Source organism: Acidobacteriota bacterium (assembly GCA_012517875.1).
Lineage (GTDB): Bacteria > Acidobacteriota > JAAYUB01 > JAAYUB01 > JAAYUB01 > JAAYUB01.
In genome coordinates, this window is the sequence record JAAYUB010000058.1 from 17,355 (window position 1) to 31,065 (window position 13,711).

The 13,711-nt window shown below is 61.6% G+C and carries 8 protein-coding genes; 4 read left to right on the forward strand and 4 right to left on the reverse strand.

Annotated elements, in window-relative coordinates; all coding sequences use genetic code 11:
* Positions 1 to 51 precede the first annotated feature (51 nt).
* Positions 52 to 885, reverse strand: coding sequence for a hypothetical protein (locus GX414_06625; protein ID NLI46765.1), 834 nt, complete (start codon positions 883 to 885; stop codon positions 52 to 54).
* A gap of 291 nt (positions 886 to 1,176) precedes the next feature.
* On the opposite strand from GX414_06625, the gene GX414_06630 reads away from it, so the two are divergent.
* The 3 genes from GX414_06630 to GX414_06640 are packed head-to-tail and all read left to right on the forward strand — an operon-like array spanning position 1,177 to position 7,467.
* A complete protein-coding gene (locus tag GX414_06630) occupies positions 1,177 to 2,619 on the forward strand; it encodes a TolC family protein (GenBank protein ID NLI46766.1) in 1,443 nt (480 codons plus the stop codon).
* Positions 2,620 to 2,659: 40 nt separating this feature from the next.
* Positions 2,660 to 3,868, forward strand: coding sequence for an efflux RND transporter periplasmic adaptor subunit (locus GX414_06635; GenBank protein NLI46767.1), 1,209 nt, complete (start codon positions 2,660 to 2,662; stop codon positions 3,866 to 3,868).
* Between the two features lie 17 nt (positions 3,869 to 3,885).
* Positions 3,886 to 7,467, forward strand: a complete 3,582-nt coding sequence (locus tag GX414_06640; protein ID NLI46768.1) for an efflux RND transporter permease subunit — start codon at positions 3,886 to 3,888, stop codon at positions 7,465 to 7,467.
* A gap of 553 nt (positions 7,468 to 8,020) precedes the next feature.
* Here GX414_06640 and GX414_06645 read toward each other — a convergent pair.
* The 3 genes from GX414_06645 to GX414_06655 form a co-directional block, all read right to left on the reverse strand.
* Positions 8,021 to 9,076 (reverse strand): transposase, encoded by a 1,056-nt coding sequence (locus tag GX414_06645; GenBank protein NLI46769.1) that lies wholly within the window; start codon positions 9,074 to 9,076, stop codon positions 8,021 to 8,023.
* 684 nt (positions 9,077 to 9,760) lie between these two features.
* Positions 9,761 to 10,261 carry a hypothetical protein gene (locus GX414_06650; GenBank protein ID NLI46770.1) on the reverse strand — a complete coding sequence of 167 codons (501 nt, stop codon included), beginning with the start codon at positions 10,259 to 10,261 and terminating at the stop codon, positions 9,761 to 9,763.
* Positions 10,262 to 10,367: 106 nt separating this feature from the next.
* Positions 10,368 to 12,197: a CocE/NonD family hydrolase gene (locus tag GX414_06655; protein NLI46771.1), complete on the reverse strand. Its 1,830-nt coding sequence runs from the start codon at positions 12,195 to 12,197 to the stop codon at positions 10,368 to 10,370.
* 852 nt (positions 12,198 to 13,049) lie between these two features.
* Between GX414_06655 and GX414_06660 the strand changes: the two genes are divergently transcribed.
* Positions 13,050 to 13,711, forward strand: a 662-nt coding sequence (locus GX414_06660) for a hypothetical protein (GenBank protein NLI46772.1), incomplete at its 3' end; no start/stop codon positions are given.

Below are 13,711 nucleotides of genomic sequence, written 5' to 3' on the forward strand. Positions count from 1 at the left end.
ATGTCGTCCGGCGATGGGTCGGCCGGGGGGGACCCCCGGCTGACTTGGGGCCTACTGGTCGAGCGCCAGCTTGCCGCCCTGGATGCCGCCGGACTTGTCGATGGTGTAGCCGGCCGCCTGGAACAGCTCCATGGCCTGAGCCTTCATCAGGTCGCCCTTGTCGGCGAAGGAAATGGGAGTGAAGGCGGGGCCGTTGGCCCCCTTGGCCACGACGAAGTCGTAGCGGTTCTTGCCGTTGTGTATGTAAATCGCGCTGTCGGACGGCTGGGCGTCGCCCCGCACGTCCACAGCCTGACCGCTGAACACCAGGCAGATCATGCTGCCGTCGCCCAGGCGCTTGAACTCGTGATAGCTGCGGGCGATTCTCGTCCCGCCCCGCTCGGTGAAATCCTCGGCCTTGTAATAACCCTGCTTCAGATCGAGGGAGCCGTTTTCCACCATGCGGTCGCCGGCCTTGGCCAACGGGCCGAACCCGTCTTTCTCCCGCTTGAAATCGTAGCCGAACGTGATCGTGGATCCGGCGCGGTCCATCACGGCCGGATAACCCGCCAGCATCAGTTTGCCGGTGAAGTGGCCGTCGGCGTTGTCGAGGTTGAGCAGGTCGAACTGCACGCTGCCGATGAATGTGGTGGCCGGGGTGACCAGCTCCATGATGGGCATGCCTTCGTAGTCGTTGAAGGCCGCCTCGTTCTGCTTGTACAGCTCGTTCCAGGCATCCGCCATGTCGCCGATCTTCTGCAGGCCGGCCTTGGCGGATGCGGCGGCAGGCTGCGATGAAGCTGCGGACTCACCTGCGGGCCCCGACGGCTGGTCGCTGCCGCCGCACCCGGCGGCCCCCAGCACCACCACCACGATGGCCAACAGTCCCACAAGCTTGGATTTCATTGAAACATTCCTCCGGAAATGGGGTTTGCAATTCAATCCTTTATTCTAATCGAATCGCATGGCCCGCGCATGCCTTTCTTCACCTGTCCGGTCGAAGGCAACCCGAACTTGTCCCGCCCTAGTCGCCGCTCCGGCGGGGCCATCCGCCGCCTGGACGCCGGCGGTGCGCGACCGATCGTCGCAGCAACTCCGCGAACAACCCGCTGATATCCAAGGGGAAGGTGTGTTACAATCGCGCCGTTCCACAGACGACCTAGAGGATTTTTCTGACGATTGGAGGTGGCCGTGCAGATGACTTTCAATCGATGCCTTATTGGGCCTGAACGAACGCGCCACGGCCCGCCGGCTAACCATTGTCACCTTTCAATATTTCTCAGATCCTGGCGGACTCCGTTTGTCCGGGCGGCGACCCTCCTGCTCGGTCTGCTGTTCCTGTCGCCGCCGGTTCGGTCACAGGAACCGGCCGCCACGGCCGGGCCGGCGCTGACCCTGGAACAGGCCATCGCGCTGGCCACCCGCGCCAACCGGCAGGTGATCGGCGCCCGGCTGGAGCTGGACAAGGCCGAGGCGCAGATCGCCGCGGCCCGGACCCACCGCTTCCCGGTGTTTTCCCTGAGCGTGCTCGGCTCCCAGCGCCTCACCCCCATCAGCTTCGAGTTCCCGCAAGGGGCTTTTGGTGAAATCGGCGGCGTGCCCATCCCCGAGGAAGACACGATCTACGAAACCGACCAGAAGCCCATGGCCGTCATTCAGGCCCAGGTGGCCCAACCCATCAGCCAGCTGTATCAGATCGGCCTGGGGATCCAGCAGAGCATCGTGAACCGGGATATCGCCCGGGAAAAGCTCCGCCAGGAGAACCAGACGGTGGTCAACGCGGTGCAGGATGTGTTCTACGGGTTGCTGCAGATCCAAAGCGCCATGGATGCCGTCCGGGATGAGATCGCATTCTACACCGAGTTCGAGCGGCTGGTGGACGACTGCGTGACGCAGGGGACGGCGCTGCCGGCGGACCTGCTGGACGTTCAGGCCCGCCTGGCCCAGGCCCGGTTCGATGCCGGCAAGCTCGATGACAGCCTGGCCACCCAGAAGGAGGCCCTCAACAATCTGCTGGGGCGCGACATCTGGACCGATTTCCGGGTGGAGCCCATCCCCGAACCCGTGCCGCTGGAGACGGAGCTGGAATCCGCCCGGGTCCGTGCGCTGGCGCAGCGGCCGGAGCTGCGGGAAGCCCGCCTGCGGGTGGACCAGGCCGAGCTGGACCGGCGCCTGAAGAAGGCTGAGTACATCCCCCAGATCTACTTCTCTCTCGATTACTCGTCGTTCCAAAACGTCGATTTCCTGCCCCAGAACATGCTGACGCTGGGTGTTCTCCTGAAGTGGGACATCTACGACTGGGGCCGGAAGAAATACGAACTGACCCAGAAGATCAAGACGCGGCAGCAGGCCGACGAAGCCCTGCGCGAGACGGAGGCCCAGGTGTTGCGGGATGTGGGCGACAAGTACCGCCGGCTCCGCCAGGCGCGCGCTCAGCTGGACGTCAGCCGGTTGGCGGCGACGGCGGCTCGGGAGAAGCTGCGGGTCGCGCGGGACTGCTTCACCCAGCAGGCCGCCCTGCTCAAGGACGTGCTGCAGGCGCAGGCGGTCGCGTCGGACGCCGTCCGCCAGTATCACCAGGCGGTGCTGACCGTCTGGTCCGCCCGCGCCGATTTCGAACAGGCGCTGGGGGAGGACTAGGATGCCGCCGTTGCCCGAGAAATCCATGCGGAGAACAATGATGAAATCCATACCTTGCTGGCTCCTGATGATCATCCTGACGGTGATCGGCGCCCTGGCCGGATGTGGCGGCAAGCCCGTGGCGGAGAAACCGTCCACGCCGGTCCGGGTCCAGCCCGTGCAGACCTATTCGACCAGCGGCACCGTGCGCTACTCGGCGGCGATCAAACCGGAGGAGCCGGTGCAGCTCGCGTTCAAGAACGCGGGCTACATCGTGGCGATCCACCGGGTGCGGGGCGTCGACGGCCGGCTGCGCAACGTCCAGGCCGGCGACTGGGTGGCGGCCGGCACGGTGCTGGCGCGCGTGCGGGAGGACGACTACACCGCCAAGGTCCAGCAGGCCCAGGCCCAGGTGGCGGAGGTTCGGTCATCCATCAGCGCCGTCGAATTCCAGTTGGCCGGGGCGAAGGCGACCCAGGCCAAGGCCGCCCTGGACTATGAGCGGGCCGCCAACCTGTTCCACACCCGGAGCCTGACCAAGGCCGACTACGACCGGGCCCGGCAGCAGCTGGACACCAGCCAGTCGCAGGTGGACGCCCTGCAGGCCCAGCTCGAGGCGAACCGGGCCAAGCTGGATCTGGCCAAGGCCCAACTGGACGCGGCGCAAATCGCGTTCGCCGATTGCGCCCTGAAGGCGCCCCGCCGAGGGCAGGTGCTCCGGCGCGACGTGGAGATCGGCGATCTGGCCGGGCCGGGCACGCTGGGTTTCGTGCTGGCCGACACTTTGCGGGTGCGCGCCACCTTCGGCGTCCCGGATCGGACGTTGGCGAAGGTGAAGCTGGGCAACGAGCTGGTCATCACCACCGACGCGCTTCCCGGGCGGGAATTCACCGGACGGATCACCCGGATCGATCCGGCGGCCGATCCGACCACGAGGGTGTTTGAGGTGGAATTGACCCTGCCGAATCCGCGCCAAGAGCTCAAGGTGGGGATGGTGGCCTCCCTGGCGCTGGTCGAAGAGACGGTCACGGAACCCGTGCCCGTCGTGCCGCTCAATGCCATCGTCCGCCCCAAGGGGGACCCGGACGGATTCGCCGTCTTCGTCGTGGAGGACCAAGCCGGCCGGAGCGTGGCCCGTGCCCGCACCATCACGCTGGGCGACGCCTTCGGCAATCTGATTGCCGTCAAGGGGGTCAATCCGGGTGAGCGGATCGTCGTCACGGGCGCCAGCATGCTCGCCGACGGCGAAACGGTCCGGGTGCTGCCCTGAGTGGCGGAGGGGGACGCATGAGCCACGGAAAAACCACCGAAGAGTACGTTCAGCATACCCACAACACCGCCCGGTTCTTCACCGAGACCCGCCAGGTCGCCTGGGTGCTGCTGGTGGCGACGATGGTCTGGGGCGTGTATTCCTATCTGAACATGCCCGAGCGCAAGGACCCCGACATCCCGGTCCGGGTGGCCCTGGCCATCTGCCCCTGGCCCGGCGCGGCCGCCGAGAAAGTGGAAGATCTGGTCACCCGCAAGCTCGAGAAGAAGATCGCCGAAAACTCCAAAGTCACCAAGATCGAATCCATCACCCGGAGCAGCGTCTGCGTCGTCACCATGGAGTTGGACGAGAACATCACTGAACGGGCTAAGGAATTCGACGACATCAAGGGGAAGCTGGACAGCATCACCGACCTGCCGCAGGGCGCCGGCCCCATCCAGTTCTTCAAGGACTACGGGGATACGGCCGCCTTGATGCTGACCGTCGCCAGCCCGAAGGTGGACGAAGTGGAGATCGCCGTGCGGTCCCAGTCAATCGCCCGGGCCATCCGGGAGGCGCGGGCGCAGGCGGCCGCGGCCGCCGGAAAGAAGCGCACAACCATCGTGCTCTGCTTCCCCCAATCGTACGGCACGCGGATCGTCGACCGCAGCATGCTGGAGTTCGAGCGCGAGCTGCGGGAGTCCCAATTCGCTGTGGACCTCCGCCCCATCAAGGGACCGGGTTTCGCCGGCTTTGATTTCGGGTGCACCTACAGCGAGCGCGAACTCAGGGCCATCATCCAGGAACGCATCCGGGCGCGCCTGACCGACTTTCATCCGGATGTCTGGGAACCGCTCGTGGTGGAGAATCCTGATGAGACACGGGCCAAGCTGGCGACCGTTGCCGGCGACAAGTACACCTTCCGGCAGCTCGACGACTACACCGATTTGATCCAGAAAACCCTGCAGACTGTCGAGCCGGTATCCAAGATCGACCGTTCCGGCATCCTGAATGAGCGGGTGTTCCTGGAGTACTCCCAGGAACGGCTGGGCTCCAGCGGTATGCAACAGAGCCAGATCGAGCAGATCCTCAACGCCCGCAACATCATGCTGCCGGGCGGCGTTCTGGAAACCAGCGGCAAGAACATCATGATCAACCCCTCGGGGGAGTTTAAAAGCGAGCAGGAGATCGGCGATGTGATCGTGGGCTCCACCGATGACGGCTCGCCGGTCTACTTGCGCAACGGCGCGGACATTTTCCGCGGCTATGAGAGCCCCCCGTCCTACTTAAATTTCTTCACCATCCGGGACGCCGCCGGACGGTGGCAGCGCTCCCGCGCCATCACCCTATCGGTCCAGATGCGGGCCGGTGAGCAGATCGGCAAATTCGGCGAGGAAGTGGACGGGGCGCTGGGCGAGCTGCGGAAATTGCTCCCACCGGATCTGATCCTGGCCCGGACCTCCGACCAACCGCTGCAGGTCACCGAGAGCGTGGAACTGTTCATGGACAGCCTGTACGAGGCGATCATCCTGGTGGTTCTGGTGGCGCTCATCGGATTCTGGGAATGGCGGTCGGCGGCGCTCATGGCGCTGTCGATCCCGCTGACTCTGGCCATGACCTTTGGGTTTATGCACCTGCTGGGCGTCGACCTGCAGCAGGTGTCCATCGCCTCGCTCATCCTGGCGCTGGGACTGCTCGTCGACGACCCGGTGGTGGCCGGCGACGCCATCAAGCGCGAGCTGGACGCCGGCCAGCCGGGCATCATTGCAGCGTGGCTCGGACCCACGCGGCTGGCCCACGCCATTTTGTTCGCCACCATCACCAACATCGTGGCTTACCTGCCGTTCCTGCTGCTGCCCGGTGACATGGGCCGGTTCGTTTACAGCCTGCCCATGGTCCTGGCCTGCTCGTTGGTGGCGTCGCGGCTGGTCTCCATGACCTTCATCCCGACGCTGGGCTATTACTTTCTGCGTCCCAGCAGAAAGCCGCCCCTGCCCATGGAGGAGCGCCGCAAGAAGGGCTTCGCTGGCTGGTACTGCCGTGTGGGGACGCTGGCCCTGAACCACCGCTGGAAGACGCTGCTGGTTTCGTTCGCCTTCCTCGGCCTGGGTGTGTTCCTGATGACCCGGCTTAAGGATGAGTTCTTCCCCAAGGACCTCTCTTACCTCTCGTTTGTGGACGTGTGGCTGCCGGAGGATGCGCCCATCTCCGCCACCGACGCCGCCGCCCACCAGGCCGAGGCGGTCATCCGGCGGGTGGTGGACGAGTACGGTAAAGCCACCCCCGAGGACGGACGGCCGCGGCAAGTGCTCAAGTACCTCACCACATTCGTCGGCGGCGGTGGGCCGCGCTTCTGGTTCTCGGTGAGCCCCGAGCAGCGCCAGCTCAACTACGCCCAGATCGTCATCCAGGTGGCGAACAAGCGGGACACCATGCCCCTGGTGGCGCCCATCCAGGCAGCCCTGGACGAGGCGCTCCCCGGCGTCCGGGCCGACATGCGTCAACTGGAAAGCGGTCAGCCCATCGGCACGCCCGTCGCCATGCGGATCTCCGGCGAAGACCTCCAGACCCTGCGTGGCCTGGCGGAGCAGATGAAGGAGATCTACCGGTCCCACCCGGCCACCACGCGCATACGCGACGACTGGGGGGCGGAGAGCTTCTATGTGGAGCTGCGGGTGGATCCGGACCGCGCCAACTTGGCCCGGGTATCCAACCTGGATGTGGCGGTTTCCTCCACGTCGGCCATGAGTGGCTACCCGCTGACCACGCTGCGGGACGGCGACAAGCAGATCCCGGTAGTGGCCCGGCTCCGGGCCGACGAGCGCGCCAATTTCTCCGACATCCAGAACCTGTACGTCTATTCGATGACGGGCACGCAGAAGGTGCCGCTGCGGCAGGTGTCGTCCACCGTCGTCCAGATGGAGACGGAGAAGGTTCGCCGCCGCAATCAGTTCCGAACGGTCACCGTGTCCTGCTATCCGGTCGCCGGCCAGCTCGCATCGAAGGTGGTCAAGGACATCTGGCCGAAACTGGAGGCTTTCGAAGAGAACCTGCCCGTGGGCTACAAGCTGGAGGTCGGCGGAGAGAAGGAACAGAAGGACGAAAACTTCGTGGAGTTGCTGGTGATCCTGGCCATCTGCGTCGCCGCCATCTTCCTGGCGTTGGTGTTCCAGTTCCAGAACGCGGTCAAGCCGTTCATCGTGTTCTCGGCCATCCCCTATGGCATGGTGGGCGCCTTTGCCGGCCTGGTGGTCATGGACGCGCCGTTCAGTTTCATGGCCTTCCTCGGCTGCATCAGCCTGATCGGCGTGATCGTGAGCCACGTCATTGTGCTGTTCGACTTCATCGAGGAGAAGCACGCCGAAGGCGAGCCCATGCGCCTGGCCCTGCTCGATGCCGGCATCATCCGACTGCGGCCGGTGCTCATCACCGTGGGTGCCACGGTGTTCGCTCTCTTCCCCCTGGCCATGCACGGCGGTCCGCTTTGGGAGCCCCTCTGCTATGCGCAGATCGGCGGCCTGACCGCGGCCACGTTCATTACCCTGATTCTGGTGCCGGTGATCTACTCCATCGTGGTCCTGGACCTGAAGCTGGTCAAATGGGAGGGTCCCACCGAGTAGCCCCGGATCGAATCAGCCTCGGCCGCCGCATGAGACAGGACATCCAACATGAAACAGGACATCCAACAATTGAGTAGATTGGCATGAAACAGGACATCCAACAATTGAGTAGATTGGAAAACAGCAATTGGACATCCAACGATTGAGCAGAATGGTGAAGCTTGGTCTATGGGGAGGAATGTTCTGTCAATAGCTCTTGATGAAAGAGGACATCCAACAATTGAGTAGATTGGAATAATAGATGGCATGAAACAGGACATCCAACAATTGAGTAGATTGGTGAAACAGGACATCCAACAATTGAGTAGATTGGAAAACAGCAATTGGACAGCAATTGGACATCCAACGATTGAGCAGAATGGTGAAGCTTGGTCTATGGGGAGGAATGTTCTGTCAATAGCTCTTGTGATGAAAGAGGACATCCAACAATTGAGTAGATTGGAATAATAGATGGGATGCCCTTATCTTCTAGACACTCGAAGTGTCAGGCCGAGAACAAGGAAGACAGGGGCCCTTTAACTTGTCGGAACTCACAGTGATAGATTGGAGTTGTTCAAACTATTGTTGAGGCTTCCGGACATGCGCCACATGAGCGGGGTGAATTCAGCAGCGTCCGGCAGGCCGCGATTCCGTGAAACCATCGCCGACCGGCTGTTTCGGCCAGCGTCGCCACTGTGTCTGGTCGTCCGACGAACCGGCGGAAATATCTCTCGTATCCGCTCACAGCTTCCATCCAATTTGCCGGTTCCAGCCCCAGTCGCTCCATGATGGGTGCCAATTCTCGTGGGATTACGCCAGGTTTGTCCGGGCGGGCCACTCGACCCGCTGTGTCCAGCAGTATCAGGTATTCATATAAGGTCAGCCGCCGGAATACTCCCTGCCGCTCGGTGGAGTCTGTCAGCGGGCACAACCAGTCAGTCATCGATCCCTCCACTGCGAACGTTTTGTTCCAGACTGACGGCGGTGTCTGTTGCCCGGCAATCCTCTGCTGAGCGGAGGTGTAGGCGCTTGCTTCTGGTGTTGTCGCCAATCCCGCGCGGATCGGGTTCAGGTCCACATACACCATGGCCGTCAGCACCGCGGCTTCATCCGCGAGGGCGCGGCACTTGAACCGTCCTTCCCAGAACCGCCCCTTGCACCCGTCTTCGCGGTTGGCCCGGCGGGCGATGTACTCGTCCAGACAGCGCATGAACCAACTCAAACTGGACAACCTCTGGCGCAGCACCTCCACCCGCCCCCGCTGACGCAACACCGCGGCGATGTCGGCGCCCGATGGTTGTGACTCCTCAGTTTGGCGCATTCGTTTGGATGGGAACAGAATCAACCATCGGCAGACCACCTCCTGATCCGTCCAGCTGCGCACGAGCTCAGGCAGGGTTCGCAACAGCGTGTGCAAATGATTGTTCATGATCGCATAGCCCAACACATCGAGGGCGAAGATCATGGCCAGGAAGGCCAGTCGCTCCCGAATCCAGTCCTTCCGATGGTCGTAGTTCCGGCCACTGACTTCGTCCTGCCCGCACAGCCAGGCCTGCCGCACGCAACGGGCGGTGCAGTGGTATGCCCCCGCCACTCCTTCTGGCGCAATGTCGCGCCTGGCGATCGTCATGGGTCACCTCCAGAAAAGATGCTCTTACCCATACAAACGATCGAGTTGGCTGCTGTTCGGGTTTTTCTAAAAAAAGTGGAAAAAAGTGGATGTCCTGTTCTGCTGGAAAAAAGTGGATGTCCTGTTCTGCTGCTGTTCTGCTAGCCTGTTCTACTAATCTGCGCAATCCTTCACACTGCGAAGCGAGGAGGATGCTTATTTGGGTGTCCAACAATGCGTTAACTGGTGTCTGAAGACATCTAAAGATACGGTTGGTTGTCCAAATAATCAAATACAACCTGGTATGTAAATAATATGAAGCCAACATTTTACGGATGGTCTCGGACTGTCTTGCTGTTGCATTATCACGAGCGCAAGCTGTTGAGTGAATGTCCAAAACGCATTTGCGTCCATGATTTTCAATCATTGGATGTCAGAGGTTCCCACTATTCTTGGATGTCCTATATTCTGTCACCCGGTGCCCGGTCGAACGCTAATTGGGATGTACGGGATTATGCAACATGAGAAACTTGGGTGTCCTGTCCTGCCGGTTTTGCCGTCCCTCCGGTTCTGTCCCCACCGCGGCTCGCAGCGTCGGCATCAGCCAGCCCGATCTCGCACGGAAATTTGGAAATGTGTTCCAAACGGCAGATCCCCAAGGTGCCTCCTGCTGGCGGTAGCATCCAGCTGTCGACCGTCCGTCCGTTACTTCCTAGGCTTCCAAGGCTTGAAAATGGAAATGAACAGCGTGACGATCAGCACTGCCAACTGAACGAGGCCAAACACAAAATTCATCTGTTGATTGAATAGGTAGTCCGGACGAACCAGCGATTCCGCTCCGTATTCCCCGGAGATATTCATCATGGCGGTTTCCCAAGGACCGAGGAAGAAGGTTCCGAACAGGATGGCGACGACGGTGACGATCCACTTGACGGTCAGCCACGTGTGCTTGAAAACCCCCCAGTTGCTGAACAACGAGTAGACGAGGCCTGTCAGTAGACAGCCGAAGGCGCCGGGGATGACAATGACGACCATGTCCACATGATGGATGCTCTGGTTGATCCCATACACCACACCCCCGTCCGTGATGCCATCCTTCAGGAAGTACAGCAGGGTAAGGGCGACGGCGCCACCGATCCAGCAGCAGACGGCGACCAGATGGAATCCCTTCAGCCATTTGAGGCCGGTCGCAGTGAGTTTCACCATTGCGCTTCCCGATTCACGTCTACACTTTGACTTCGAACTGGGTGATTATAGTTCAATTTTCACGGAAAACAGCAACGATCCGCTCGCCATTCGGCCGGCGAGAGAATCAGTCCGACTCCGGAATTTGTCGATGCAGGGATAGGAGATCGACGGCGGAGATGCGACCATCACCGTCAGTGTCCCCTCCGGAACCGGCCGTAGGCGGCACGGTGACATTGGCGGCGATGGTGTGGGCCAGCCAGGCCCGGTCGTCCACCGTTAACCGACCGTCGCCATCGATGTCGTACCGGCTGGGCATCTGGAGAACGAGCCGGGAGGGGTGCGCCGCGTCGTGATGCACTGAGTTCGCGGCCACGAGCAACGGGCCGTCCTCATACATTGCCCCGCCGTCGTTACGATTGCGGTCGAAGTGGGGGTAGTCGGCCGAGGCGATCACGATCCGCAACCGGTGGCCGGCTGGTAACGTCAGGGCCAGGTTCTGCAACGGCACCGTGACCAGGTAGGCCGCCCCGGGGGTCATCAAAACTTCGGTGGCGTAAGAATCGCGGAAGCGCATCCGCCGGATACCTTGAGCGAGGATGAAGGACCGGCCGTCGAGGTAGACATCGGTCAGCCGGATGGCAAAGTCGGTATCCGGCCGGTCGGAGGACACCCACAGTTGGGCGTCAACCCGGCCGTTGAGGCGCAAGGGACGATTCAGCACCGGCGTGGAGTATACCCGCACGTCCGGCCGTGTTTCGATCTCAAGCCCGATATCCACCGGGCCGGCGACGACGTCCGGGTCGAACGGGGCGAAGCGTGAACCGCCGAGGGCTGGCGTCGGATCATCCGGATCGTAGATGAAGGTGTCGGCGCCGCCATCCGCCGGAGGAGTGGCTGAGTCGAGCCCTCCGCCTGGCTGCAGGTACAGCACCAGCTCCTCCCGGGCGATGTCCGTCCAGGAGTCGGCCGCCCGCCAGGCGCTTTCGCCCAACTGGTAATAGCGGACCACCGGTTCCATGTCCCAGCCGTTGGCGAGGCTCCGCAAGTGATGATCCCAGAAGCGCAGGGTGAGCGCGTCGTGAACGCCTACCGCGTCGGGGAACGACAGTTCCCCCTGCTCGGCCTGGTTCATGCCGCCGTGAATCCACGGACCGACGAACAGGTGGTGCAGGTCCCGGACGGCGGGATCGCTCCGTGCGCGAAGCGCCTCGAACGCGGCGAGGATGTCATCGGGAAAATGGTCGAACCAGCCCGTGGCTAGGAGTATGGGCACGGCGGTCTCGGCGGCCAGGTCGCTCTGTGCCGCGGCCACCTGCCAGAACAAGTCATCCTGCGGATGGGCCAGGATGAGGTCGGGATCGGCCAGGCCCAGCCGGGCCATGGACTCGACATGCTCCTTGCGGTAGTCGCCGCCGTAGTAGTAATCCGAGTACGTGGTCAGGAAATCCTTGGCGTAGGGGGCACAGCAGACCAGGTGGGGCGGACGGTGTCGGGCGGTCAGGAACTGGATGTGGCCGAGTGCCGAGTGGCCCCAGGTGCCCACCCTGCCGTTGCACCAGCCTTGGGCGGCGATCCATTCCACGGCGTCATAGCCGTCGAGACCTCGGTCATAGCCCGGAACGGCTGCGGCGGCGGAGCTGTAGAAACCCCGCCAGTCCAGTATCACGTAGTTGTACGCCGGGTCGTAGGGGAACGTGACACCGCCGGTCTCCGGAGGCAGGACGGCCTGCCATCGGTAGAGGTTTTTGTTGTATGGGGTCTGGATCAGGATCACCGGTCTGGGTGGCCCGAGCGTTCCATCAAAGTAGACGTCGGCGGCCAAGAACTGCCCGTCGCGAACCGGAATGGACAGCGGCTGGTACGCGAATTGTCCATCAACGGCCAAAGCGGGAAATCCAGCCACTAACAGCACCGCCAGCAGACGCCACAAACGGGTGACACACCCTTGAACCATCTCAACCTTCATCCGTTGGCTTGAATCTCTCCAGTCGTCCGGACTGCACACCACAACATCCCAACGGCGTGCTTTCAATTGAACCCGCAGGATCGGATGGAGTTTCAATATTTTGGATTCGGGTCAAACTGAACATCTGATTATCCGATCATTCAAATCGATAAAAAACAGGCGACAAAAAACAGAACACCCAAACGTTCAGGCAGTCAATAGTGCGCAAAAGACAAAAAACAATAAACAGGAAACGGAAAGCAGAACACCCAAATATTCAAGCACCCTAATCGAGACAAATCCAAGGGGTGTCCGGTGGCCGGCCAGGATCTGTTGGAGCTGTGGAGGATGATGAAGCGCGGAAAACATGGATGTCCTGTTCTGGAAAACGTGGGTGTCCTGTTCTGATAGGAAAAATGAACATGAAAACAGTGAGTGTCCTACTCTTGTCCTGTTCTTATCCTGTTCTTATCCTAATTGTTATCCTACTCTTATCCTACTCTTATGCTGTTCTTGTTGAGTGAGAAAGCAGGACATCCAAACATTCAGGCGCCCGAACCGAGACAAATCCAAAAGTAGTGTCCGGCGGCCGGCCAGGATCTGCTGGAGTTGTGGAGGATGATGAAGCGTGGAAAACATGGGTGTCCTGTTATCTCCTGTTATCACGCTGTTCTTATGGTCGCTGATTGGATGTCTCGTTGTCCCATCTGTTCCGGAACGATCGTTCATGTAGATGGCAGGCAGGTGGTCCGATGCCTGCATTATTCCCCCCCACCGTGATAATTCAGGTACAATAATTTCATCACTATAAATCACCGGCAAAGCCGATGAGTTGCGTGAAGTCCTGGCTCAGGAGGCATCATGGTGGATCGTATCGATGGCGGGGCGCAGGATCCTTCCAGTGTGGACGGGTTGAATGCCCAAGCGGAGCCGGGTGGTTTGTCTCCCTTGACCACGGTCCAGCAGGATGAATCCCTGTTGGCTCAGGTGGCGGAGCGCCTGAACCTACCGGAAGCCTCGCTGCGGGAGGCCAATCCCGGTGTCGGGCTTGCGGGTGAAGTGACCGCCGGCCAGGAACTCCGCCTGCCCCGGCTGACGGCTCCGGTAACCGACCCGGGCGCGTCGGATTCGCCGACCATCAAGCACGAGCATATCGGGGATAAACGGTGGCAGGGCAACGTCTGGGAAGCAAAGCTGTCAGCTCGTTTGTCCGGAACGGAGTCCGGACCGGTGAATACCGGAACCGGCTTCGAAGACCCGCTGACGGCCTTCCACGATTCTACCGCGGGTTTCGAGGATCCGCTGACGGCCCGCCCCAAGCTCGGCTTTGAGGATCCCCTGACGGCCTTTCCCAAGGACCCGGCTGGCTTCGAGGACCCGCTGACGGCCCGCCCGAAGCTCGGTTTCGAGGATCCGCTCACGGCTTTCCCCAAGTCTCCGGCCGGCTTCGAAGACCCGTTGACGGCTCGTCCGAAAATCGACGCGAATTTCGAAGATCCGCTGACAGCGATGGACGCGCCGAA

Coding starts and splice junctions, on each gene's coding strand:
- GX414_06625 (NLI46765.1), bottom strand. CDS start 885: ATGAAATCCAAGCTTGTGGGACTGTTGGCCATCGTGGTGGTGGTGCTG.
- GX414_06630 (NLI46766.1), top strand. CDS start 1,177: ATGACTTTCAATCGATGCCTTATTGGGCCTGAACGAACGCGCCACGGC.
- GX414_06635 (NLI46767.1), top strand. CDS start 2,660: ATGAAATCCATACCTTGCTGGCTCCTGATGATCATCCTGACGGTGATC.
- GX414_06640 (NLI46768.1), top strand. CDS start 3,886: ATGAGCCACGGAAAAACCACCGAAGAGTACGTTCAGCATACCCACAAC.
- GX414_06645 (NLI46769.1), bottom strand. CDS start 9,076: ATGACGATCGCCAGGCGCGACATTGCGCCAGAAGGAGTGGCGGGGGCA.
- GX414_06650 (NLI46770.1), bottom strand. CDS start 10,261: ATGGTGAAACTCACTGCGACCGGCCTCAAATGGCTGAAGGGATTCCAT.
- GX414_06655 (NLI46771.1), bottom strand. CDS start 12,197: ATGGTTCAAGGGTGTGTCACCCGTTTGTGGCGTCTGCTGGCGGTGCTG.